General features: G+C 59.8%; 21 protein-coding genes. 19 read left to right on the forward strand and 2 right to left on the reverse strand.

Translation table 11 applies throughout. The features are described 5' to 3' along the window. Window positions 1-57 precede the first annotated feature (57 nt). The 5 genes from RHIBUN_RS0103190 (at window position 58) to RHIBUN_RS0103210 (ending at window position 5,411) form a co-directional block, all read left to right on the forward strand. On the forward strand, window positions 58-918 hold the full coding sequence (locus RHIBUN_RS0103190; RefSeq protein WP_025658413.1) for a sugar ABC transporter permease: 861 nt from the start codon (window positions 58-60) through the stop codon (window positions 916-918). Further along, entirely contained in the window at window positions 915-1,751 is an 837-nt protein-coding gene (locus RHIBUN_RS0103195; RefSeq protein WP_025658414.1) for a carbohydrate ABC transporter permease, read from the forward strand. The genes RHIBUN_RS0103190 and RHIBUN_RS0103195 overlap by 4 nt, the downstream gene beginning before the upstream one ends. A 14-nt stretch (window positions 1,752-1,765) precedes the next feature. Continuing rightward, the gene (gene ugpC, locus RHIBUN_RS0103200) at window positions 1,766-2,851 is read left to right on the forward strand and encodes a sn-glycerol-3-phosphate ABC transporter ATP-binding protein UgpC (protein ID WP_025658415.1); all 1,086 of its coding nucleotides are present in this window, start codon (window positions 1,766-1,768) and stop codon (window positions 2,849-2,851) included. A 44-nt stretch (window positions 2,852-2,895) separates the two neighbouring features. After that, window positions 2,896-4,899, forward strand: a complete 2,004-nt coding sequence (locus RHIBUN_RS0103205) for an aldo/keto reductase (protein ID WP_025658416.1) — start codon at window positions 2,896-2,898, stop codon at window positions 4,897-4,899. Between the two features lie 170 nt (window positions 4,900-5,069). Continuing rightward, entirely contained in the window at window positions 5,070-5,411 is a 342-nt protein-coding gene (locus RHIBUN_RS0103210; protein WP_025658417.1) for a DUF2147 domain-containing protein, read from the forward strand. Window positions 5,412-5,447: 36 nt separating this feature from the next. On the opposite strand, the gene RHIBUN_RS0103215 is transcribed toward RHIBUN_RS0103210, so the two are convergent. Both RHIBUN_RS0103215 and RHIBUN_RS0103220 read right to left on the reverse strand, forming a co-directional pair. Beyond that, window positions 5,448-5,795 carry a hypothetical protein gene (locus tag RHIBUN_RS0103215; RefSeq protein WP_245271620.1) on the reverse strand — a complete coding sequence of 116 codons (348 nt, stop codon included), beginning with the start codon at window positions 5,793-5,795 and terminating at the stop codon, window positions 5,448-5,450. A 401-nt stretch (window positions 5,796-6,196) separates the two neighbouring features. Then, a complete protein-coding gene (locus RHIBUN_RS0103220) occupies window positions 6,197-7,348 on the reverse strand; it encodes an alpha/beta fold hydrolase (RefSeq protein WP_025658419.1) in 1,152 nt (383 codons plus the stop codon). 229 nt (window positions 7,349-7,577) lie between these two features. Here RHIBUN_RS0103220 and RHIBUN_RS0103225 point away from each other — a divergent pair, with 229 nt between their 5' ends. The 14 genes from RHIBUN_RS0103225 (at window position 7,578) to nuoF (ending at window position 20,748) form a co-directional block, all read left to right on the forward strand. Continuing rightward, entirely contained in the window at window positions 7,578-8,636 is a 1,059-nt protein-coding gene (locus tag RHIBUN_RS0103225; RefSeq protein WP_025658420.1) for an AI-2E family transporter, read from the forward strand. 385 nt (window positions 8,637-9,021) lie between these two features. Then, the gene (locus RHIBUN_RS0103230) at window positions 9,022-9,522 is read left to right on the forward strand and encodes an NADH-quinone oxidoreductase subunit J (protein WP_025658421.1); all 501 of its coding nucleotides are present in this window, start codon (window positions 9,022-9,024) and stop codon (window positions 9,520-9,522) included. Further along, the gene (gene nuoK / locus RHIBUN_RS0103235) at window positions 9,522-9,824 is read left to right on the forward strand and encodes an NADH-quinone oxidoreductase subunit NuoK (RefSeq protein WP_018855546.1); all 303 of its coding nucleotides are present in this window, start codon (window positions 9,522-9,524) and stop codon (window positions 9,822-9,824) included. The genes RHIBUN_RS0103230 and nuoK overlap by 1 nt, the downstream gene beginning before the upstream one ends. A 4-nt stretch (window positions 9,825-9,828) precedes the next feature. Further along, window positions 9,829-11,292, forward strand: coding sequence for a monovalent cation/H+ antiporter subunit D family protein (locus RHIBUN_RS0103240; RefSeq protein ID WP_025658422.1), 1,464 nt, complete (start codon window positions 9,829-9,831; stop codon window positions 11,290-11,292). Next, window positions 11,289-11,543 (forward strand): hypothetical protein, encoded by a 255-nt coding sequence (locus RHIBUN_RS0103245; RefSeq protein WP_025658423.1) that lies wholly within the window; start codon window positions 11,289-11,291, stop codon window positions 11,541-11,543. Before RHIBUN_RS0103240 ends, RHIBUN_RS0103245 begins: the two co-directional genes overlap by 4 nt. Continuing rightward, entirely contained in the window at window positions 11,536-13,293 is a 1,758-nt protein-coding gene (locus RHIBUN_RS0103250) for a Na(+)/H(+) antiporter subunit D (RefSeq protein WP_025658424.1), read from the forward strand. Before RHIBUN_RS0103245 ends, RHIBUN_RS0103250 begins: the two co-directional genes overlap by 8 nt. Window positions 13,294-13,302: 9 nt before the next feature. After that, window positions 13,303-14,778 (forward strand): NADH-quinone oxidoreductase subunit M, encoded by a 1,476-nt coding sequence (locus tag RHIBUN_RS0103255; RefSeq protein ID WP_025658425.1) that lies wholly within the window; start codon window positions 13,303-13,305, stop codon window positions 14,776-14,778. Beyond that, on the forward strand, window positions 14,775-16,214 hold the full coding sequence (locus tag RHIBUN_RS0103260; protein WP_025658426.1) for an NADH-quinone oxidoreductase subunit N: 1,440 nt from the start codon (window positions 14,775-14,777) through the stop codon (window positions 16,212-16,214). Before RHIBUN_RS0103255 ends, RHIBUN_RS0103260 begins: the two co-directional genes overlap by 4 nt. Window positions 16,215-16,315: 101 nt before the next feature. Further along, complete coding sequence (locus RHIBUN_RS0103265; protein ID WP_025658427.1) at window positions 16,316-16,681, forward strand: NADH-quinone oxidoreductase subunit A; 366 nt, start codon at window positions 16,316-16,318, stop codon at window positions 16,679-16,681. Continuing rightward, the gene (locus RHIBUN_RS0103270) at window positions 16,669-17,172 is read left to right on the forward strand and encodes an NADH-quinone oxidoreductase subunit B (RefSeq protein ID WP_025658428.1); all 504 of its coding nucleotides are present in this window, start codon (window positions 16,669-16,671) and stop codon (window positions 17,170-17,172) included. Before RHIBUN_RS0103265 ends, RHIBUN_RS0103270 begins: the two co-directional genes overlap by 13 nt. Next, entirely contained in the window at window positions 17,169-17,705 is a 537-nt protein-coding gene (locus RHIBUN_RS0103275) for an NADH-quinone oxidoreductase subunit C (protein ID WP_025658429.1), read from the forward strand. Before RHIBUN_RS0103270 ends, RHIBUN_RS0103275 begins: the two co-directional genes overlap by 4 nt. A gap of 28 nt (window positions 17,706-17,733) precedes the next feature. After that, window positions 17,734-18,948, forward strand: a complete 1,215-nt coding sequence (gene nuoD, locus RHIBUN_RS0103280; RefSeq protein ID WP_025658430.1) for an NADH dehydrogenase (quinone) subunit D — start codon at window positions 17,734-17,736, stop codon at window positions 18,946-18,948. Window positions 18,949-18,965: 17 nt separating this feature from the next. Beyond that, window positions 18,966-19,478 carry an NADH-quinone oxidoreductase subunit NuoE gene (nuoE, locus tag RHIBUN_RS0103285; protein ID WP_025658431.1) on the forward strand — a complete coding sequence of 171 codons (513 nt, stop codon included), beginning with the start codon at window positions 18,966-18,968 and terminating at the stop codon, window positions 19,476-19,478. Between the two features lie 4 nt (window positions 19,479-19,482). Continuing rightward, complete coding sequence (nuoF, locus tag RHIBUN_RS0103290; protein ID WP_025658432.1) at window positions 19,483-20,748, forward strand: NADH-quinone oxidoreductase subunit NuoF; 1,266 nt, start codon at window positions 19,483-19,485, stop codon at window positions 20,746-20,748. Window positions 20,749-20,773: the final 25 nt, after the last annotated feature.

A 20,773-nucleotide genomic window follows, 5' to 3' on the forward strand; every position in this document is an offset into this window, starting at 1 on the left:
CTTGGCGCCCGGCCTCCATCCTCAGGGATGGCTCGTCTCGTCTGTGAGGAGAATAGAATGCCGATCCGGAACCGGAACGCCTACGCTTTTCTTGCGCCCTATCTCTTGGTATTTGCCACCTTCTGGATATGGCCGATCATCAGTTCGTTTCTGACCTCGTTTCAGAATACGCGTGTCAACCCCTGGAAATTCAGTCCCGGCGTTAACTGGGGTCGTCTCATTGGTGACCCTGCCTTTTACAACGCGCTCTACAACACGCTGATCATCCTGGTCATCCAGGTGCCGGTCATGATCACGATTGCGACCGTCATGGCTGTCCTGCTGAACTCCCCGCTTCTAAAGGCGCGGCCCCTGTTTCGCTTTGCGTTTTTCGCACCCGTCGTCGTCGGCGAAGTGGCCTATTCCGCAGTCTTCCGCCTGATGTTCAGCTTCGATTTCGGGATCATCAACAAGATCATCACCTTGGTTGGCCTCCCGGCGGTCTCCTGGTTCGACAATGCCAACGCCGCCATGGCCTTGATCATCATCGCGGTGACGTGGCGCTGGGCTGGCTATAACGCGATCATCATACTTGCCGGCCTGCAATCCATTCCAGACGACGTCTACGAGGCAGCAACGCTCGATCGCGTCAGCAAGACACAGCAGTTCTTCCACATCACCCTGCCGCTCCTGAAACCGATCATCCTGTTTTGCGTCATCCTGTCGGTCATCGGCACGATGCAGCTCTTTACCGAGCCATTCTTGATCACCAACCGCGGCGGCCCGGGCGGTGGAACCGAAACGCTTGGCCTGCTGCTTTATCGTGAAGGTTTCCGCTCTCTCAATTTCGGATACGCCTCCGCTGTCGCCTACACGATGGCAGCTCTGGCGGTGGCGATTTCGCTGCTCAACCTCTGGATCGGAAGGGAACCCAAATGAGATCGAAGTCTCAATCCCTGCTGCTGCGACAGATCGCTCTTCATGCCGTCCTGACGCCGCTCGCCCTCATCTGGCTGTTTCCGCTATGGATGATGTTCGTCTTCTCCACGATGTCGGATTTCGGCATCTTCAGCCCCGAGATTGTTCTCTGGCCGTCGACCAACTTCGTCGAGAACTTTAAAAACCTGCAGGCGGACACCGACTTCCTCCGCGCGATGTTCATCTCCATCGGCGTCGCGGCGATCTATACGTTCCTGTCGGTGCTTCTCACTTCGATGGCCGGCTGGGCGCTGGCGCGCTACCGCTTCGTCGGGCGGTCGATCGTGATTGGCATCATTCTTGGGACCATCACGCTGCCCTTTGCCGTCGTCGTCATCCCGCAGTTCATCATGGTGGCCCGCGAATTCAGGCTGGCAAACACGTGGATCGCGTTGATCGTCCCGCCGCTCTTCAATTCCCTCGGCGTTCTTTTCATGCGTCAGGCCTTTTCGATGATGCCCGGCGAGCTCTTCGATGCCGCACGTGTCGAGGGCGTCAAGGAGTGGCAAATCTTCCTCCGCATCGCCCTGCCGCTTGCAAGGCCGACGATGGCCGCGCTGGCCATCATCCTCTTCCTGCACTCCTGGAACAACTACCTCTGGCCGCTCCTCATCAACTCCAAGCCTGGAATGATGACGGCGCCTGTGGCCCTTGGAACGCTGATCGGCCTGACCAAGGTGTCCTGGGGAGGCATCATGGCGGGTGCGATCATGCTGACAGCCCCGATCCTGGTCGTCTTTGTGTTCCTGCAACGCCACTTCATCGCCGGCATCGCGGCCGGCGCAGTCAAATAATCGGGGAACGCCTGATGTCGGAACTTTCGTTGAAAAATGTCGTCAAGCGCTTCGGCGCGCTGGAAATCATCCACGGCGCCAATCTTGAAGTGAAGGACGGTGAATTTGTCGTCTTCGTCGGCCCTTCCGGCTGCGGCAAGTCGACATTGCTTCGCATGATCGCGGGCCTTGAGGATATCACGGGCGGCGAGATCAAGATCGGCGGCAAGGTCGTCAATGACGTCGAACCTGCCGAGCGCGGCATCGCCATGGTCTTCCAATCCTACGCGCTCTACCCGCACATGACTGTCGAGGAAAATCTGAGCTTCGGCCTGCGCATGAACGGCAACCCGAAGCAGGATACGGAAAAGCGCGTCAAGCACGCGGCCAACATCCTGCAGATCAACGAGTTGATGCAGCGACGGCCGAAGCAACTGTCCGGCGGCCAGCGCCAGCGCGTCGCCATCGGCCGTGCCATCGTGCGCGAACCGCAGGTCTTCCTGTTCGATGAACCGCTGTCGAACCTGGATGCCGAACTGCGGGTGCAGATGCGTGTCGAGATATCACGACTGCACAAGCAGCTCGGTACGACGATGATCTATGTTACCCACGACCAGACCGAAGCGATGACGCTCGCCGACAAGATCGTCGTCCTGCGGGCCGGCAACATCGAACAGGTGGGCGCGCCGCTCGACCTTTATGATGATCCCGCCAACCAGTTCGTTGCCGGCTTCGTCGGTTCGCCGAAAATGAACTTTCTCAAGGCCGAAATCCTGGAACGGAATGCTGCGGGCGTCACCGTTGCTGTCGCCGGTGACAAGAATGTTCGTCTGACCATGCCGGTAACAGGCCTGCTCGAGGCTGGTCAGTCGGTAACGCTTGGGTTGCGCCCGGAGCACTTCGTCGACGCGGGGCAGGGCGATGCGGATCTTACCGTTACGATCGATGTCGCGGAACACCTCGGCAATACCAGCTACATCTATGCGACCACGGCGGCAGGCGAACAGCTGATCATCGAGCGTCCCGAATCGCGGGCGGCCGGCAATCGCAACACGCTGACTGTCGGTCTGAGCGCCAACCGCAGCTTCCTGTTCGACAGCGCCGGCAACCGCCTCCGGTGACTGCCACCTCATCCCAAGACCTATTCAATGAAAGAGGAATTCCCATGAGCACAGACCAACCGATCCGTTGGGGCATCATCGGCCCGGGTACGATCGCCCGCACCTTCGCGGACGGTATCGCCCATTCGCGCACCGGAAAGCTCGTTGCCATCGCCTCCCGCAATCCGGAAAAGCCGGGGCTTGCCGAAAACTTCCCAGGCGCCCGGATTGTCAAAGGCTATGACGCGCTGCTGACGGATGCAGAGATCGACGCGATCTATATCGCGACCCCTCATACCGGCCATGCTGAATGGGCGATCAAGGCGATCCGGTCGGGCAAGCACGTTCTTGTCGAGAAGCCAATTGCGCTTTCCGCGTTCGATGCCGATGCGATCTACCATGAAGCCAAAAAGGCTGGCGTCTTCGCCGGGGAAGCCTTCATGTATCGGGTTCACCCGCAGACCGCCAAGATCGTCGAACTGGTCAAGAGCGGCGTCATTGGCACTGTACGGATCATCCGTTCGAGTTTTGGTTTCAACATGGGCTCGTTCAAACCCGAACATCGTCTGTTTTCCAATGATACCGCCGGTGGCGGCATCCTCGACGTCGGCGGCTATCCGGTCTCCATGGCGCGGTTGATTGCGGGTGCTGCCGAGGGCAAACCGTTCCTCGAACCGGACAAGGTCTCCGGTGTCGGTCATCTCGGTCAGTCGGGTGTCGATGAATGGGCCTCCGCGGTCCTGAAATTTCCGAACGGCGTTATCGCCGAAGTGTCCTGCTCCATCATGGCGCAACAGGACAACACGCTGCGCATCATAGGTTCGGAGGGGCGCATCGAGGTCAAGGACTTCTGGTTTGCCTCCGGTCACAAGGGCGGCGTCGGTCGGATCGAGATCTTCAAGGGCAGCGAGCAGCAGACCGTCGAGGTCAAGGAAGACCGCTGGCTCTATTCATTTGAAGTGGACGCAGCCGGCGATGCAATCCGCGCCGGCGAAAAGGAATTCCGCGCACCCGGCATGGGCTGGAGCGATTCCATCGGAAACCTGCGCGTTCTCGATCAATGGCGCGCCTCGATCGGCCTGGAATATGGGGTCGAGAAGTCAGACAGGCGGACCACGAACCTTGCAGGCGGAATCGTTCGGCGCGGCAGCAGTATTCCACAGCGGCAGATTCCCGGCATTTCCAAGCCTGCTTCGGTCGTCACTCTCGGCTTCGAGTTCTTCCCGAATTTCGCTGCCGCGTCGCTCACCCTCGACGCCTTCTACGAGGCAGGCGGCAATGTCTTCGACACGGCCTTCGTCTATGGCGGCGGCAAAACGGAGGCCATCTTTGGTGATTGGCATACGAGCCGGAAAGTTCCGCGCGACGAGATCGTGCTGATCGGGAAGGGCGTTCACTCCCCACTTTGCTATCCCGATGTGATCGGCAAGCAGCTCGATCAGTCGTTGAACCGACTGAAGACCGATTATGTCGACATCTACTTCATGCATCGCGACAACACCGATATTCCGGTCGGCGAGTTCGTCGACGCCATGGACGCGGAAGTCAGGCGAGGTCGGATCCGCGGCATCTTCGGCGGGTCGAACTGGACCCGCGAACGCATGGATGAAGCTGCAGCATATGCGGCCAAGAACGGCAAGACGGCGCCGGCTGCCCTATCCAACAACTTCTCGCTTGCCGAAATGCTTGATCCGATCTGGGCTGGATGCGTGGCGGCCTCCGACGAGGACTGGAAGAAATGGCTGAACGCAAAGCAGATCCCGAACTTCGCCTGGTCGAGCCAGGGCCGAGGCTTCTTTACCGACCGTGCGGGCCGCGGCAAGCATGACGATGAAGAAATCGTCCGTTGCTGGTATTCGGATCGCAACTTCGACCGCCGGGACAAGGCCATCGAGCTGGCAACAAAGCTCGGCCGCAGCCCGATCCATATCGCGCTCGCCTACGTGATCGCCCAGCCTTTCCCGGTCATTCCTCTGATCGGGCCGCGCACTATCGCCGAACTGGAAGACAGCCTCTCGGCGCTCGACATCAAGCTCACACCAGAACAGGTGAGGTGGCTGGAAGGCTGAGCCGACAGCAACAATCGCCCGGGTCTGCCTGACACCAGTCCCGGGCGCATGACCTGCCGAGACAGCATGGGGAGCACGCAGCGCTGGAGCCGAGCGCCATCGGGGCGTATAGTAGAACGCTTTAGGCCTCCCACGGCCTCACCCTGATTGCCAAAGAAGGGGAGCAAACCATGCTACTAAGGCTGGCACTGATCACCGCGCCAATGGCGCTCGTGACCTTCACCGCTCTGGCTCAAGAGCCTGTTGTGGGTAACTGGAAGACGCAAGTCGGCACCACCGCGACCATCGACGAATGCGCCCAAGGCTACTGCATTACTATGAAAACCGGGAATAATGCGGGAAGGCGCATAGGCTCGTTCAAAGGCAGCAACGGCAATTTCACCGGCAGCATCGTCGAGCCCGAGAGCAAGAAGACATTCACTGGCGTACTGACCCTGAGCGGCGACACCGTGCGTATGCGCGGCTGCACGATGAAGGTGATCTGCGTCTCGCTTATCTGGACGCGATTGTGACAGGCAATCCGAACTGATGCCGGCTCTCGTGAGCCGTCAGTTGTTTCGCCTCACCTCATCGATAACCTGCCGGTATTCCTCCGCGATCGAGATTGCCGCTTTTGCGACCAACGGATTGACTGATTTGCGATCAATAGCATCAGAGCAGGCTTCGAATACGCCGCGCAGCTCGCTCTCGATCCAGAAGAGTTCCGGGTAGTGCTCCACCAAAACCTGCGGGAGAAATTTTGCTTTCTCTCTCATGGACTTGGAGCAGACCAGTACGTCCGGATCTGCAGTGGTCGCATCGAGAATCGCTGCTTCAAGCTGACCAGTGGCGCTGACGATATCGGTAACCAAAGCCGTCATTTTCCCTCCTGACAAAGGAACCCCGGCAAGGGTCATGCATACGCCGTGCCAAACTGGTGAAGGGCGGCCTTACGACTGCAGAAAGACGCCACAGCGTTCGATGCCGAAGTGTTGATCTGACGTGCCGTTTCCCCGATCCCACCGCGAACTAGTTTCTGTCACAACTGGTGGCAGGCTACGCAGGGGTGGATGCAATGAAAACGCTTCGAAAAATGATGTGCCTGGGAATAGTGCTTGCCGTCGCGGGCGTCGCAACGGCGTGTTCGACGAGCTCGGAGGTTCCCAGAACGACGGGGTCAGTCGGCTATGGCGCTCACAATGCCGACTTTGCGCTGCGGCCAGCGTGCAGTGGCGGATTTGGCAACGATCGGCCCTGCAGTTACTGAAGCAAGCGAACCTGGGGCCAAGCGTATCGCGCCGGCAATCCGGGACGATGGCTATTGGCTGGCGGCTGCCTGGTTGATCCCGCCCAGAATGCGGCTTGGCAGAAAAACGATCAGCGATGCAGCGCCTTCGATCACCGATGCTCCGTCGGCAAGGATTGTCTGGCCGGCGGGGGGCTCGTCATCTCTGATAAGACCACGCATCAAAGTATCGTTGTTGACCATGTCCATCAGCGTCGGTGAACTCGCAAAGACGCTGTGTGTACCGCCATCAACAGCAGAGACATCGATGACCGCGATCTCTCTCGCCTGAAGGACGGCGAGCTCGGAGCCACTGCCGACGCGCGGACGGCCGCCTGCCAATCGCCGGGAAAACCCGAGCGCGCGATCACGGCGCGAGACGATGATTGTAAACGGCCTCGGTATGTCGCCAATGTCGTCAAGCTGGCTGAGGAACACGTCGACATCGATATCGGGCGCAGCAAGTACCACGCCACCCAGCCGCTTCAATGCACTGGTGCGCCCTCTGAGGGCGAGATCGCGCAGGGCCTCGGTGACGACATAGGCGCCCATGGAATGACCGACCAGGATTATTCTCTTCGCATTGGTTTCGGCTGCGATCTCGATTGTTTCGGCAAGGCCCCGCCGGCCAACAAGGGCGCTGTCACGATCAAAGACGTAAAGCGGAACCGACGCGCCTGACGGCCAGGCGTAATGCAACGAGACCGACTTGACATCGAAGTCGTAGCTGATCTGGGCGTTTCGAAAGACGCTGTCGGCGAAGTTGTTGTTGTAACCGTGGACGAAGATGAAGATCTCACGGTTTTCAGGCGCCTTCTGCGCCAGCGCCGCATTCAGCCGTCGGATGAAGTCCTCTCGCCCGGCAATTGGTTGATAGGTCCTTGCCGAAAAGTGTCTTCTCGGATCGGGGGTCCTGCCACTTTTCTCGACGCGGCCGGCGACATGGTTTTGCGGAATCCCAACGTCGATTTCTGCAAAATTCAATGTTTTCGACCGCTCAGCCGAGTATGGCAGGGAGAGATTATTGGATCGGGCGCGGTTGGTCGCGACATAGATCGGAACGATGGCTCGCGGTTCTGCGCCTGATGATGATGCGACCGGGAGGCCAAGGACCGCACGCGGTCCGCCACAACCGACGAGAGCCAACAGGATGACAACAATGACCGACAAACGGATTGAGGACACGGGCTCGACCTAATCTTCTGCCAAGCTAATCAATAGGGTCAACAACAAAGACAAGCGGTCCGGTCGCTCCTGTGGCAACATGCATGAGCCGAAGCACGTCATTGTTCTAAGCTATCCGCAGCAGTTGCGGTAGATAAATTCCAGTCCTGCGCGAAGTATTCAATTTGCCGTCGAGCTCCGCTATCATCGGGCGGTATCCGGAAACTCTATCACTATTCAAGGGGCGAGCATGCAGGAAGCGGGCGGTGGTCGCATGATCGGTTCGATAGCAACCGGTATTTTGGTGCTTGCTTTGCTTTATGTCGCCCAATCGATCTTTGCGCCCCTGATCTTTTCGCTCTTTGTCATAGCCCTGGTCTGGCCATGCCAGGCCGCCCTGCAGCGCTGGCTTCCCAAGCTCGTCGCCCTCCTGATAACGCTGATCGTCACAATGACCGTTATCGTCGCGATCGGGTCTGCGGTAGCTTGGGGGTTTGGCAAGCTCGCGCAATGGCTGTTCGTCAATGCTGACCGTTTCCAGGCGGTCTACGTCGACTGGACAAGTTGGCTGGAGGAGCGGGGCCTTGCGGTCGCTGGTCCCTTGGCCGACCGTTTCGATGTTGCCTGGTTGGTTGGTTTCGTGCAGGGGATGGCCGGCCGCTTGAACAGCTTCGCCGGCTTCGCGCTGCTGGTCTTCATCTTCGTCATGCTCGGCCTCCTCGAGGTCGAAGACTTTAACAAACGCCTTGTCGCTCCCGCCGCACAACCTCACGGAATGCGTATCCTGACTGCCAATCGCGTGATTGGTGCCAAGCTGCGTCGCTTCATGACCGTGCGGACGTTTGCCAGTATCCTGACCGGACTGGTGGTCTGGCTGTTTGCGCTGGGTGCGGGACTTGAACTTGCCACCGCTTGGGGCGCGATCGCATTCGCGCTCAACTACATCCCCTTCCTCGGACCGTTTGTCGCAACCGCGCTCCCAACGCTGTTTGCCATTGCCCAATTCGAGAAATGGCAGTCCGTGGTCTTGATTTTCGCAAGTCTCAACGTGATCCAGTTCATCATCGGGAGCTATCTGGAGCCGCGCCTTACCGGCGCGTCGCTGGCAATATCCCCCTTCGCCGTCATTTTCGCAGTCTTCTTCTGGAGCTTCATGTGGGGCATCTCCGGTGCCTTCATCGGCGTGCCTATTCTGATCGCCTTCATCGTCTATTGCGCAGGCACGCCATCTGGAAAGTGGATCGCGACGCTGCTGTCGGGCGGTGCAAACGCACACCCAGATCACGGCGTGATCAAGCAGGATCTGTAGCACATCGAGTGCTGTCCAGAGGCTTGCTGGAGTGCAACCAATATCGCGTTCGTCAAGCCTCAGATATGGGTTGCGCGAAGCTCACCCGCGCTTGACCAGTTCCAATGATGTGCTTTCGGCTTTGAGCCAGCGGCAAGATGGAGTTTTCTGGCGCGTCGCAGCGACGCAGAGCGCGCCGGGGACGGAACCGGTGAGTCCCCGGCCAGTGGTTCTCTTGAGCATTGTTCGCCCTACGCGGGTTGGCCCGGGCTTTCTGCCACCATGACAATAATCTTGTGAAAGATCCGAGACTAGGGCACAATTTATAAATGCACCTGAGGTGCGCAACTATCTCAAATCCGGCCATCTCGCGCTGGATGACGGTTTGCGTGGGAGGGTCGCGTCGATGGGTCAGGGGTTTTTTCTTCTGTTCGCGACGGTGTGCGTGATTGCGGCCCTCATTGTGGTCGTGGCGCGCAATCCCGTTCATAGCGCATTGGCGTTGATGGCCTGCTTCCTGCAGATCTCGGCAATCTTCATCCTGCTTGACGCACCACTGCCCGCCGTCATCCAGATATTCGTCTATGTCGGCGCGATCATGGTCCTCTTCCTGTTCGTGATCATGATGATCGATGTACGCGAAGCCGTGTTGCAGCGGTTCTTGCCGGGCCCCAACCTGCCCGCTCTTGTGCTGCTGGTCATGCTTGGGATCGAGATGCTTGCGTTGGTGCTCTGGAGCAGCCGCTTTTCGGTTGCGTTGCCCCCCGCAATATCAAGCAACGACACGGTCAGGCAACTTAGCACGGCGCTTTTCGCCGACTATCTGCTGCCGTTTGAAACAGCCTCCGTCATCCTGCTGGCCGCCCTGGTCGGCGCCATCGTGCTGGCGAGAAAGGACGAGCGATAATGGTTCCGCTCTCCTGGTTCATCCTGCTCGGAGTGGTCGTCTTCGTGATTGGGGCGGCCGGCGTCTTGCTGAGACGCAATATCCTGGTCGTGCTGATGTCGCTGGAGCTGCTGCTCAACTCGGTCAACATCAACTTCATCGCATTTGGGCGCCAGCATGGCGATTTCCGCGGCCAGGTTTTCGCGATCTTCGTCATCGCGATCACCGCGGCGGAAGTTGCAGTCGCCCTTGGCATCCTGGTCGCCTTTGTGAGGAACAAATCCACTCTCAAGGTCGACGATGTGACGATGATGAAAGGATAGCGGTTTGGACCCGGTGACATCGATCCGGCCGCTGCTTGCCATCGCCATACCAGGTCTGGCGGCCCTTGCGATTCTCCTTTTGAACAACCGCGAGAAACTCCGCGACGCCGTCTCGCCGATTGCCGCGGTCGCCATGTTTACGACTGTCGCCTCGATGGCGCCAACAGTGCTTTCCGGCGGGACAATCGACTTGCGCCTGTTCGAGGTCCTGCCGGGGATTGACTTTGCCTTCCGGGTCGACGCGCTCGGCATGGTGTTTGCCACCGTCTCATCGCTGCTATGGATCGCGGCGGCGATCTATTCCATCGGCTACATGCGACATTTGAAGGAGCACGCGCAGACCCGGTTCTTCGCCTGCTTTGCCAGCAGCCTTGCGGCCGCCGCCGGCGGCGCCTTCGCGGCCAATCTGTTCACACTGGTGATCTTTTACGAGGTGCTCAGCCTCGTTACCTACCCGCTCGTCTATCACCACGAGGACGAAGCGGCATGGACGGGCAGCCGCAAATACCTCGTCTACCTGATGGGTGCATCGAAGAGCGCACTTCTGGCCGCTCTGGCGTTGACCTACTCGATTGCGGGATCGCTCGACTTTGTGGAGGGTGGTCTGCTTTCGGGGGTTAATGCTACTGCAGCGCTGCTGACGGTGGTCTACTTCTGCTATCTCTTCGGCTTCGCCAAGGCTGCGGTGATGCCGATGCACGCCTGGCTGCCAGCCGCGATGGTGGCGCCGACACCTGTCAGCGCGCTCCTGCATGCCGTGGCCGTCGTCAAGATGGGCGTCTTTTGCGTATTGCGGGTGGTTTTTCATGTCTTCGGCACCGGGCTGATGGGCAGTCTGCATCTTGGCATCGCCACGGCGTATCTGGTCTCGTTCACGATCCTTATGGCGTCTGTCTACGCGCTCACGCGGGACGACCTGAAGGCGAGGCTCGCCTATTCGACGGTCAGCCAGCTCTCCTATATCGTGCTCGGCGCGGTTCTGCTGTCGCCGGTCGCCATGGTCGGCGGCATCATCCATATTGCGGCGCACGCCTTTTCCAAGATCACCCTGTTTTTCTGCGCCGGGTCGATCTATTGCGCGTCGGGGAAGCGCAACATCAGCGACATGGCCGGGATCGGCCGCCGGTTGCCCTGGACGATGGGGGCGTTCTTCGTCGGCTCGCTGAGCATGATCGGGGTGCCCCCGACCGCGGGTTTCGTCAGCAAATGGTATCTGACGCTGGGCTCTATGCAGGCGGGAGATGTTGCCTTCCTGATCGTGCTTTTGGTGAGTTCGGTTCTGAACGCCGCCTATTTCCTGCCAGTGACCTATCTCGCCTTCTTCAGGACGGAGGCGGAGGGGAGCCCGGAAACGGTCCGGGAAATTCCGATGATGACGATCCCGTTGGTCGCAACCGCGATCCTGTCTGTCTCGATGGGTGTCTTTCCCAACTATTTCCTCGCTCTGGCGGAAGGAGTTGTCAGATGATCAAGCGTGTGGTCGATTTCTTTGGCGAGGAGAGATATGCCAGCCAGCGACGCCGGCTGTTCTACCTTGCGCTTGTTCTGATCGTCATCGCGGACTTTCTGGTCCCGCGCGAACACGCAGAATACCTCTGGGACCGCCTGCCGGGCTGGTCGGCCGTCTACGGATTCGTATCCTGTGTACTGCTGATCTTCGTTTCCAAGTTCCTCGGCCATCAGGGTGGGCTCATGCGGCGCGAGGACTATTATGATTGACTTCGCCCATCCCGCCCTGCTGTTCGTTCTTGGTGCCGTGCCGATCCCTTTCCTTAAGGATCCGATTCGCAGGATCTATCTGGTGCTGGTCCCGCTGCTGGGCCTGCTTGCAGTGGTCACAATGCAGCCGGGCAGCTATGGGGCGACGCAGTTCCTGGGGCAGGACATCCTGATTGCCAGGGTCGACAAGCTCAGCATGGTCTTCGCCACGGTTTTTGCGATCATGGCCCTGATCGGAACGGTCTACGCCCTGCACCTGCCTCACCCCGGCCAGCACGTCGCGGCGTTCGTCTACGTCGGAAGCTCGCTTGGCGTGGTGTTCGCCGGCGACTACCTGACCCTCTACCTGTTCTGGGAAATCATGGCGTTTGCTTCGGCCTATCTGGTCTTCGCACAGGGGGGGCAGCGAGCCACCGGCGCCGGTTTCCGGTACCTCATGGTCCATGTCACGGGGGGCGTCGTCCTGCTTGGCGGTATCATTCTCCATGGACATTCAACAGGATCGCTCCTCTTCGGACCGATCGGGGAAATGGGCACCGGCACTTACCTGATCCTTGCAGGGTTCCTGCTCAACGCTGCCGTACCACCGCTCAACGCCTGGCTGACAGACGCCTATCCCGAGGCGACCGTAACGGGCGCGGTGTTCATGAGCGCCTTCACCACGAAGACCGCGGTCTATGTGCTCGCGCGTGCCTTTCCAGGAACCGAGCTTCTTGTCTGGCTTGGCACCGCGATGGCGCTTTACGGCGTCGTCTATGCGGTCTTGGAAAACGACTGCCGGCGTCTCCTGGCCTATCACATCGTCAGTCAAGTGGGCTACATGGTGGCCGGCATCGGGATCGGAACCGAGATGGCGGTTAACGGGGCCACAAGTCATGCCTTCGCGCACATCCTCTACAAGTCCCTACTGTTCATGGGCGCCGGGGCGGTGATCTATGTTACGGGCAGGCGCAAGCTGACCGAACTCGGCGGGCTCTACAAGAGCATGCCGGTAACCGTTGCCCTCTACATGATCGGTGCTTTCGCGATCTCGGCATTTCCATTCTTCTCGGGCTTCGTGACCAAGTCGATGGTGATTGCCGCTGCGGGCGAGGATCATCGGGCGCTCGTGGTGCTGGCCCTGACCATGGCGTCCTCCGGCACTTTCCTGCACACCGGGCTCAAGCTTCCCTATTACATGTTTTTCGGTACGGACAGAAAGCTTCAGGCGCGGGAGCCGCCAGCAAACATGCTGGTGGCAATGGCCATGGCGGCGGCGCTCTGCATCGCGATCGGGGTTTTTCCGCAGCCGCTCTACGCGCTCCTGCCATACCCGGTCGATTTCGAACCCTATACGGGCTCCCATGTCACCGAGAGCCTCGGCATACTGATGTTTACCGCCCTGGGTTTTGTACTGTTCCTCAGGGCGCTCGACCCCGAGAATACGATCAGCCTCGACACCGACTGGTTCTATCGCAAGGGCGCGCGGGCATTCATGTGGTTCGCCGAAAAGCCGCTCGCGCGCTACGAGCAGGCGGTGAGCAACGCATCTGAGACAGCAGCCCTGCCCCTCCTCAATCGCGCGGCGCGGGCAGGACTGCGGATCGATATCGTCGCCGTGGACGGCGTCGTGAACGGGGTCGCCCACTCGATCCTGCGCGGTGGCGGGGCGCTGCGGCGGCTCCAGACGGGCGTCGTGACCCATTACGCACTGGCGATGATTGTCGGTGTGATCGCAGCCACCGTCGTTCTCGCCGTGGCGTGGCGATAGGGGGCGTTCATGGGGTTGCCGCTGCTCAGCCTCATCGTATTCACGCCCGCCATCGGGGCAGGGGTGCTGATGCTTCTGCGCAGCGAAGATGCCATCAGATGGACAGCGCTGGGCATCGCCATCCTCGATCTCGTCCTCTGCATCATCATGCTTGCGAGTTTTGACACCACGACGCACGCGATGCAGTTCACCGAAAGAAACCTCTGGGTGCCCGCGCTTGGGATCAGCTATGCGCTGGGCGTGGACGGGATCAGTGCGCTTTTCGTATTCCTGAGCGCGCTCCTTGGCGCGATCTGCGTGCTCGCCTCGTGGGTCGCGATTGACCGGAGGGTGAAAGCCTTCATGGTCAGCCTGCTAGCCATGCAGGCGCTGATGCTCGGAGTGTTCTGCGCGCTCGACCTGTTCCTGTTCTATGTCTTTTGGGAAGCGATGCTGATCCCGATGTACCTGATCATCGGCGTCTGGGGTGGCGAGGGCCGGGTCTATGCGGCATTCAAGTTCTTCCTCTACACCTTGGCCGGCAGCGTCCTCTTCCTGATCGGCGTCATCGTGCTTTATTTCAATGGCGGCGAGACCTTCGACATCCTCGCGCTGACAGCGCAGGATTTGCCGTTCCGGATCCAGTCGTGGCTGTTCTTCGCCTTCCTGGTCGCCTTTGCAGTCAAGGTACCCATGGTTCCGCTCCACACCTGGCTGCCGGACGCCCATGTCCAGGCCCCGACGGCAGGCAGCATCATCCTTGCCGGCGTGCTCCTGAAGATGGGCGCCTACGGTTTCCTCAGGTTCTCTTTGCCAATGCTACCGGAAGCGTCGGCCTATTATTCCACGCTGATGCTGGCGCTTTCGGCCCTTGCGATCGTCTACGGCGGGCTGCTTGCGCTGGCGCAGGATGATCTCAAGAAACTGGTCGCCTATTCAAGCATCAGTCACATGGGCTTCGTGACACTGGGAATCTTTACGCTGAACCTGCGCGGGCTCGAGGGCGCCATCCTCCAGATGTTCAATCACGGCGTAACGACGGGCGCGCTGTTCCTTTTCGTCGGCCTGATCTACGAGCGGACACATACGCGCAGCATCGCGGATTATGGCGGGTTGATGAAGGCAGCGCCTGTCTATACCGCGTTTTTCCTGCTGTTCACGCTGTCGTCGATGGCGCTCCCGGGAACAAATTCCTTCGTGGGCGAACTGCTCGTGCTGTCAGGTGGCTTTGCGGCCAACCTTGTTGTCGGTGCGGCAGCCGTCTTTGGCGCCTTGCTGGGCGCGGCCTACCTGCTCGGCATGTATGGGAAAGTTGCGCTCGGTCCGGCAAACGTCGGTGCGAAATTCAAGATACGCGATCTCAACGCCCGCGAGATGGCGGCGATCCTGCCGCTGGCGCTCTTCGTGCTCTGGGTCGGCTTTTATCCAAAGCCCTTTCTCGGCATCATCGACGCCTCGGTGAAGCAACTCATGCTACATGTGCAGGGTGAGGGGAGTGTCCAATGACTGCTGCCGCGCTCTTGCAGTCGATTGTAGCAAGCCTGCCCGAAATCGTGGTCGTCACGGGGGCCTGCATCCTCCTCATCCTCGGACAGCTTGTCCGGAAAGGGCAGGAGCAATTCCTTCTTTCGGCATCGGTCGCGGTGGTACTGACGGCCGCTGTCCTGACGATCATGCTCGCCGGAGAGCTGCGTCCCGCTTACACGGGCATGTTCATCGCCGACCGTTTTTCGGTCTTTTTCAAGATGGTCTTTTATCTGGCCACCATTCTGACACTCCTCCTTTCCAGAAAATATGCGGAGATCGAAGGCATCGGGAACAGCGAATATCATGTCCTGTTGCTCCTTGCGCTTTCAGGAATGATGATCATGGCCTCGGCGATCGATCTCCTGTCGATCTATGTCGGGCTCGAACTGATGGCGCTTTGCACCTATGTTCTGACCGGCTTCCTGCGCAAAGAACGGCGGTCGAACGAAGCAGCGCTGAAATATGTGATCCTTGGCTCGGCCTCGACCGGGATTTTCCTTTATGGCGTCTCGCTGGTCTACGGGCTGACCGGCACGACGCAACTGGATGGGATCGCTGCGGCTGTGACCGGTGCCCGGCCCGATACCGGATTGTTGCTTGCTGTCGTCTTCATTGTCGCGGGGCTGGTCTTCAAGGTCGGCGCGGTTCCGTTCCACATGTGGTTGCCGGACGCCTATGAAGGAGCGCCGACAACCATCACCGCCTTCATGTCTGTCGGACCAAAAGCGGCGGGTTTTGCCGTGATTCTGCGTGTGTTTCTCAACCCGCTGGTCGCAGCCTCAAATGCCTGGATCATCGTCGCTGTCATCGCTGTCGCGACGATGGCGCTCGGCAGTTTCTCAGCGCTGGTGCAGGATAATTTCAAGCGCCTGCTCGCCTATTCCAGTATTGCCCATGCCGGCTTCGCCCTATTCGGCGTGGTGGCCGGCGGCGCAGATGGGATCGCCAGCGTGATGCTCTACCTGCTGATCTACTCGTTCATGAATCTCGGTATTTTCGGGACCATCATCATGATGCGTAACGGCGATTTCTCGGGCGAAACTATCGATGACTATGCCGGTCTTTCCACGTCGCATCCCGGGCTGGCGCTATTGATGCTACTCTATCTGTTTTCACTGGCCGGCCTTCCACCGACGGCCGGATTCTTCGCCAAGTTCTACGTGCTTGTCGCGCTGGTCGAGCAAGGGTTCGTCATGCTGGCGGTGACCGCAGTACTGCTCAGTGTCGTGGCGGCCTATTTCTATATCCGCATCGCCATGCTGATCTACATGCGCGAACCCAAAAGGGCGTTCGCCCCCGCACTGTCTCCCTTGTTGCGCGCCACGCTTGCTTTTACCGCCGCCGGCACCATCGGAATTGGGCTGTTTCCGGCATGGTTTCTGAGGCTTGCCCAGCACTCGGTATTTGGCGGCTGATCTATTGAATTTGCAATGATCCACCCGACGGAATACACTGACAATTCTAGAAAGGATTGCCAAAGTCGCTCCCTGGGCGACCGCAGCAATGCGATATGGCTATGACTGCAATGGAATTCCTGCCAGTCCTCGTCATGGTCGCCGGAGTTGCTCTGGTGACGGGAGCAACGCTTTTTGTCTCGTCACTGCTGCGGCCATCCAATCCCTATCCTGCAAAGAACGTGGCCTATGAATGCGGCATGGACCCGGCCGGCGAGGCCGCCGGCGGCCGTTTCAGGGTGCAGTTCTTCATGCTGGCGATCCTGCTGGTGGTCTTCGACGTCGAAACGATGTTTCTCTTTCCCTGGGCCGTCGTCCTGAAGGACATCGGTCTGGTCGGCTATGTCGAGATGTTCGTCTTCATGTTGCTGCTGATCGTGGGTTTCGCCTACGCCTGGCTGAAGGGAGCGCTGGAATGGGAGGCGTAGGCGATGCGATCCGCGACAGCGTGCTGTTCACGACTGCCGACAGCATCATCGGCTGGAGCCGACGCTCGGCGCTGTGGCCAGAGACCTTCGGCATTGCCTGCTGCGCCATCGAGATGATCTCGGCAGGATGCGCGCGTTACGACCTCGACCGTTTCGGCGTGGTGTTCCGGCCTTCGCCGCGCCAATCCGACGTGATGATCATCGCCGGTACCGTGACCCGGAAATTCGCTCCCGTCGTGCGCCGGCTTTATGACCAGATGCCGGAGCCGCGCTGGGTGATCGCGATGGGCACCTGCGCGATCTCGGGCGGGGTCTACAATACCTATGCGGTGGTGCAGGGATCGGAAACCTTCGTGCCGGTGGACGTGCATGTCCCCGGCTGCCCGCCTCGACCCGAGGCGCTGATGCACGGCTTCCTGCTGCTTCAGGAGAAGATCAAGAAATCCCGCGCGCTTGCCGGGACGCCTCTCGATCGGATTGCAGCCTCATGAGCGTCAAGTCGTCTTTCAATCCCGCTCCGGTCATGGAACATTTCAACGCCGCAATCGAGGATCTCGGCGCCAGGCACGGCGTTCATGCCTTTGCCGTTCCACCGGAAATGATCGTTGAGTTCTGCCGATTTCTGAAACAGCACCCGGCGCTGCAGTTCAATTTCCTGTCCGATATCTGTGGCGTCGATCATTACCCCGAGCTGCCACGCTATGAGGCCGTGTACCACCTCTATTCGCTGGAGAACAAATGGCGCGTGCGCATCAAGTGCCGCCTTGGTGATCCGCCAAGCGTCCCTTCGGTGACGGGCATCTGGCGGACGGCCAATTGGCATGAGCGCGAAGCCTGGGACATGTACGGCATCAAGTTCGAGGGCCATCCCGATCTGCGCCGGATCTACATGTGGGAAGGCTTCGAGGGCTTTCCCCAGCGCAAGGATTTCCCCTTGAGGGGCTACAAGGACAAACTGAATCCCTTCGGTGCCGAAGGTCCGCCGCCGACGCAGCCGGACATTGCCACCAGGGACATCCCATAAGGAGGCCGTTCTACGCCGGAGAGTTGAGATGACCGAAGTCACCGAGCTCAGCAGGCCGCAAGGCGAAACGATCCACACCAAGGAAGTGCTTCTCAATCTCGGCCCGCAGCACCCCAGCACTCACGGGGTGCTCCGGCTCGTTCTCGAACTGGACGGCGAGTATGTCGAGCGCGTGGACCCGCATATCGGCTACCTCCATCGCGGCACGGAAAAGCTCGCCGAGAGCTTCACCTACACCCAGATTTTCCCGCTGACGGACCGGCTCGACTATCTCTGTCCGCCGTCGAACAACCTGGCCTTCGCGCTGGCGGTGGAGAAGCTCCTCGGCATCGAAGCGCCGATCCGCGCTCAGTATATCCGCGTGATGATGGCCGAACTGGCAAGGATTTCCGGTCATCTCCTGATCACGGGTGCGCTGCCAATGGATCTCGGTGCAATGACTGCGCTGCTCTACGTCATGCGTGAGCGCGAAATGATCATGGACTTGCTGGAGATGATTACCGGTGCGCGCATGCACACGTCCTTTTGCAGGGTTGGCGGAGTGCGCGAGGATCTGCCCGACGGCTTCCTGCCCAAGATCAGGGAGTTCTGCGACATCTTCCCGAACCGGATCCGCGACTATGAGCGATTGCTCGAAGATAACAGGGTCTTTCTCAAGCGCACGAAGGGGATCGGCGTGATCTCCGGCGGAGATGCGGTCGATCTTGGTCTGAGTGGCCCGAACCTGCGGGCCTCAGGTGTCGACTGGGATATCCGCCGGGACGAGCCCTACGAAATTTATGAAAGGCTCGCCTTCAACGTCATCACCCGCAACGAGGGCGATTGCTATGCGCGCTGGCGGTGCCGCGTCGACGAGATGCGCGAAAGCATCGCGATCATCGAACAATGCCTCGAGCAGATGCCGGACGGACCTTTCCAGATCGACATGCCGACGATCGCGTTCCCCGTGGACAAGGAACGCGTGCATTGTTCGATGGAGGCCCTGATCCAGCATTTCGACCTGTCGGCCTACGGCTTTGACGTACCCAAGGGCGAGGTCTATTCGGCGATCGAGGCGCCAAAGGGTGAATTGGGCTTCTACATTATCAGCGATGGGTCGCCGAAACCGTTCCGCATGAAAGTGCGCGCCCCGTCCTTCGTCAATCTGCAGGGGCTCTTCGGGGTGACCAACGCACACTACCTGGCCGACATGATAGCCGTGTTGGGTAGCCTCGACCCGGTAATGGCGGAGGTGGACAAATAACTGGAGATCTGGATGCAATGAGCATGCGCGAAAAAATAGAAGCAGCGGCAGCGCGGTATCCGAACCAGCGCTCAGCGATAATGCCCGCGCTTCTGATCGCGCAGAAAGAACATGGTTATCTGCCAGGCCCCGTGCTCGAGGAGGTCGCCGACATCCTCGGCGTCGAGCGGATCTGGGTTTACGAGCTGGCGACCTTTTACACGCTCTTCCATACCGAACCGATTGGCCAGTTCCACCTGCAGCTCTGTGACAATGTTTCCTGCATGCTTTGCGGCTCGGAGAACCTGCTGAAACATCTTGAAACGGTGCTGCAGATCAAAAAGGGAGAAACGACCCCGGACGGGCTGTTCACGCTTTCGACCGTGGAATGCCTCGGGGCCTGCGAGATGGCTCCAGTGATGCAGGTTGGCGACGACTACCATGGCAGGCTGGATGACGCGCGGGTGAATCAACTGCTCGACAGTCTACGGGCAGGAGTGTCGCGAGCGGCAGGCATTGAGCCCGCTTCGGCGCGGCCGCCGGGAGAGTAAAGCCATGTTCGAGCCGGTTCTCCTCAAGAACATAAACGTCCAGGATGGTCATTTGTTGTCGACCTATGAAGCCGGCGGCGGCTACCAGGCGCTGAAGAAGGCGCTGCGCGAGCACGCCCCCGACGAGGTCATCGACCTCGTCAAAGAGGCAAACCTGCGAGGTCGAGGCGGTGCCGGTTTCCCGACGGGGATGAAGTGGAGCTTCGTCCCGAAGCAAACCGGCAAGCCGAAATATCTCTGCTGCAACGCCGACGAGGGCGAGCCCGGTACCTTCAAGGACCGCATCATCATGGAGCGCGACCCACACCAGCTCGTGGAGGGGTTGGCGGTGAGCGCATACGCAATTGGCGCCAAGACCGCTTATGTCTATGTTCGCGGAGAGTATGTGACAGCGATCCGTCGCCTGGAGCAGGCGATCGCCGAGGCCCACGATAAAGGCTACCTCGGGCGGAAAATCCTGGGCACCGATTTCGATTTCACCGTGCATATCCATTGCGGTGCTGGCGCCTATATTTGCGGCGAGGAGACTGCGATGCTCGACTCGCTCGAGGGTAAACGCGCCCAGCCCCGCCTGAAACCGCCGTTTCCGGCAGTCGAGGGGCTATATGCCAGCCCCACGGTGATCAACAATGTCGAGACGCTTGCCTGCGTGCCGCATATCGTGATGCGTGGCTCGAGGTGGTTTCGGGAGATCGGACCGGACAAGAGCCCCGGCCCGAAGCTCTATTGCGTCAGCGGACAGGTGTTGAAACCCGGTCTCTATGAGTTGCCGATGGGCATACCGCTGCGGGAACTCGTCGAGAGCCACGCCGGCGGCCCGTTGCCGGGACGCAGGATCAAGGCGGTGATCCCGGGCGGGGTCTCGGCGCCGGTCATACCGGAGAGCGGGCTTGACGTGGGGATGGATTTTGACTCGCTTGCTGCCGCCGGCTCGATGCTCGGCTCGGCCGGCGTGATCGTGATCGATGATGCGACCTGCATGGTCAAGGTCGCCACACGGATCGTCGAGTTCTTCCATCACGAATCCTGCGGCAAATGCACCCCATGCCGCGAAGGGCTGGACTGGGCGGTGAAGGTACTGCGCCGGGTCGAGGCGGGCCAAGGTGAGCCCGGTGATCTGGAGCAGCTCGACGCCCTGTGCAAAGGCATTTTCGGAAATACGTTCTGCGCGCTGGGTGACGGCGCGGCGATGGGACTGCGGGCTGCGCTCAAGCATTTTCGCGACGAGTTCGCCGTCCATATCAAGGAGCACAGGTGCCCGTACCACTAGGGTGCATCGGAAGAAGACCGCGAGG

Origin of the sequence: Rhizobium sp. IBUN (genome assembly GCF_000510625.1) — a bacterium.
Lineage (GTDB): Bacteria > Pseudomonadota > Alphaproteobacteria > Rhizobiales > Rhizobiaceae > Rhizobium > Rhizobium altiplani.